Below are 2,723 nucleotides of genomic sequence, written 5' to 3' on the forward strand. Positions count from 1 at the left end.
ACCAATGGTGGCTACCGTTTTACTAGCTTCAAATGGTACAAAAACGGCCAGTTGATCAGCACCGGGCAATATTACTCGGCAGGTGAAAATGCTTCAGACCGACTGGATCCGAATGCATCTTATTCGGTCGAGCTAACGACCACGGATAATAGGGTGCTTCGTACCTGTGAATTCAATATCGAGCTGAATAGTGCCTTTGCCTTGACAGCAAGCCCCAACCCGGTAAGAGCGGGAAGTACGATTGAAGTGGTGACAAACTACAGCGACAACATGCTTAACGACCGCATTGTGCAAATCACCAGTCTTTACGGAGCACCGATCTTGCGACAGGTGTCGGCCAGCAACGGAACCACGATTACACTTCCCAACAGCATCGCGCCGGGAACTTATGTCGTGACAACGGTTGCGTCGGGAGTCATTCTCACCACCAAAATCATTGTTCAGTAATTCGTCTGGTAGCATCTAAAAATAAAATAACATGAATCATTTCAAATTCAACCAATACAAACAAGTTCTGATTGCAGTTTTTCTGCTATTATCGGCAGGAACAGCAACAGCCCAATATTATCAGTTACCGAAAGGCGAAGTTTCGGTTTATCTCAAGGGACTCAACTCGCAATTGAGTATCGATATGCGGGAAACCGCTGACAGCGACACGCGATTCGGTGCAGGTGCCGGCGTTCAGTACAGCTATTATATTTCACGAAACTGGAGTCTTTCAGGTGCGTTGGAATACCAATCTTATCGTTCCGAAACCATCCTTGACAACTTTGCGGACAGCTACAGCGTGAGCGATGCCGAGGGGGATAACATGATCTTCCGAAGCTCGGCCGATGTTTACCACGAAAGGCAGTCAGTGGGCATGCTGAACATCCCGCTGCGCATCCAGTGGGAAACCACAGGCTATTCGACCAGGCTGTTTGCTGCAAGTGGCATCCAGCTCGGCCTCCCGCTTGCTGCCAACTACAAGGCCACAGCCTTTGGCTTGGAAACTTCCGGTTACTTCCCTCAGTGGGATGCCCTTCTGACCAGTCCGCGTTTTATGGGTTTTGGAAGCTGGAGTACAAAGCACAGCGGCAAAGAAAAGTTGAAACTAAAAAACAGTTATTCGGTTTTGTTCGAATTGGGTATAAAACAGCAACTAAAGGCGTTCCGTCACCTGTACGTAAGTGCCTATGTGGAACTAGGATTGAACGATCTGGCTAAGGCAAGCGCCCCGCAAGCACTCATGGGCTATAATGTCGATAGTCCGATTGATTTCCAACACGGCTCGGTAATTTACAGTTCGCCACAAGCCGCCGGCAACAATTATGCAGGTAAGGTAAGCTCTCAAAGTTTCGGCTTCAAAATGCGTTACGCTTTTAGCTGGTAAGCATTTGAAGGATCAAACATAAGTTTTTAAGATCTCAAAAGCACTTCAGTTCGCTGAGGTGCTTTTTTTCGATTTTTCTGTTTTCAACCACAGATTTCGCCAGATTTTAGACATTTGACCATGCGTATGATAAGCCACGATTTCACGAACAAAACGAGTAGGTTTAGTCAATAGATCTAAACGCCCAAAGGTTTTAAAAACAAATTTGGGGCTGGCGGCTTGTCTCCGGATTCTGGATATCAGATTATAATCTCTGCCAAACGTTGTGAATCCCTCGGTGCACGCTGTGCTTAAAAAGAAAACTGGATGCTGGACAAAAGCAAATGCATCTGAACGCTGGATTCAATTCTCAGTAGAAGTCTCCGGATTTCTCCGCATAGGTTTGCGAACTTCTCAGAAGAAGTTTTTCAAATCATTCGCCAACGGCTTTCCCGGTGTTTTAAACGCTGAGAGGATCTTCAGAGGCTGACAGGTTTTACGGCCATAACAACAAGATTTTTTACTTCATCCCTTCATGTCCTCTCCTTTCTATTCAGATATTTTTTCTGATAGGTAAAACTAAATGGCCCATTTGGCCGTTGGTTTTACAAGTTTGATTATTTTCGAATTCAAAAAAATACAACATGGCAAAATTACTCGGACCACGAACAAACGATACAGTCGTAAACATCTGGTTATTGATTTTTCGGGTGTCGGCAGGCGCGTTTATGCTGACGCATGGTATCCCCAAGTTTCTCAAACTCATTGAAGGCAACACACAGTTTGCAGATCCCTTTGGGCTTGGCGAAACCCTTAGCCTGGTGTTGGCAGTGTTTGCCGAATTTCTATGTTCGGTGCTGATTATTTTGGGCATTGGGACCCGGCTGGCCAGCATTCCGCTCATTGTTACCATGGCGGTGGCTGCGTTCCAAATTCATGCTGCCGATCCGTTTCAGCGCAAGGAAATGGCTTTGCTGTACCTAATCGTTTTTATTACCATTCTGGTGTTTGGGGGAGGACGATTCGAATTGGGCCGCGCTTTCCGGGGCCGTTAAAAGCGGAAGTAGATAAAGGGCTGCAAGCCCGCCTGGGCCACCAGCGCAATAACGAGCAACACCAGAAGGACGGCTGGCATTTGCACCCAGGCTGGCAGTGCGATAAAGGCGCCACGCAGCTTTTCCTTGTAGCGGTTGGGCACCCAAATGACGACCAGGCCGAGCAGAAAAACAAGGATAACCCATTGGTAACTGTCCCAGCCTGCTGTGAGGTTTTGCGGAAGAAAATGATGCCGGATCTGGTAGACCAATTGCTGAATCACACTGTAGTCGCGCGCCCTGAAAAAGATCCAGGCCAGGCTAACCACCTGAAAAGT

General features: G+C 47.3%; 4 protein-coding genes. 3 read left to right on the forward strand and 1 reads right to left on the reverse strand.

Annotation, left to right across the window (positions count from 1 at the left end):
• The 3 genes from AAC033_RS18910 to AAC033_RS18920 form a co-directional block, all read left to right on the forward strand.
• Positions 1-447 (forward strand): T9SS type A sorting domain-containing protein (locus tag AAC033_RS18910; protein ID WP_339741102.1); only part of this gene is annotated, 447 nt, incomplete at its 5' end.
• Positions 448-478: 31 nt separating this feature from the next.
• Complete coding sequence (locus tag AAC033_RS18915) at positions 479-1,372, forward strand: outer membrane beta-barrel protein (protein WP_339741104.1); 894 nt, start codon at positions 479-481, stop codon at positions 1,370-1,372.
• Positions 1,373-1,995: 623 nt separating this feature from the next.
• On the forward strand, positions 1,996-2,406 hold the full coding sequence (locus AAC033_RS18920; protein ID WP_339741107.1) for a DoxX family protein: 411 nt from the start codon (positions 1,996-1,998) through the stop codon (positions 2,404-2,406).
• Here the strand turns inward: AAC033_RS18920 and AAC033_RS18925 are convergent.
• On the reverse strand, positions 2,403-2,723 hold a 321-nt coding region (locus AAC033_RS18925; protein ID WP_339741109.1), incomplete at its 5' end, for a hypothetical protein. The two genes, AAC033_RS18920 and AAC033_RS18925, sit on opposite strands and share 4 nt — an antisense overlap.

It is taken from the genome of uncultured Sunxiuqinia sp., from assembly GCF_963974515.1.
In the GTDB taxonomy this organism is placed as follows: domain Bacteria; phylum Bacteroidota; class Bacteroidia; order Bacteroidales; family Prolixibacteraceae; genus Sunxiuqinia.

Excerpts from the sequence above, each read along its gene's own strand:
- AAC033_RS18920 (WP_339741107.1), top strand. The coding sequence starts at position 1,996 with ATGGCAAAATTACTCGGACCACGAACAAACGATACAGTCGTAAACATC.
- AAC033_RS18915 (WP_339741104.1), top strand. The coding sequence starts at position 479 with ATGAATCATTTCAAATTCAACCAATACAAACAAGTTCTGATTGCAGTT.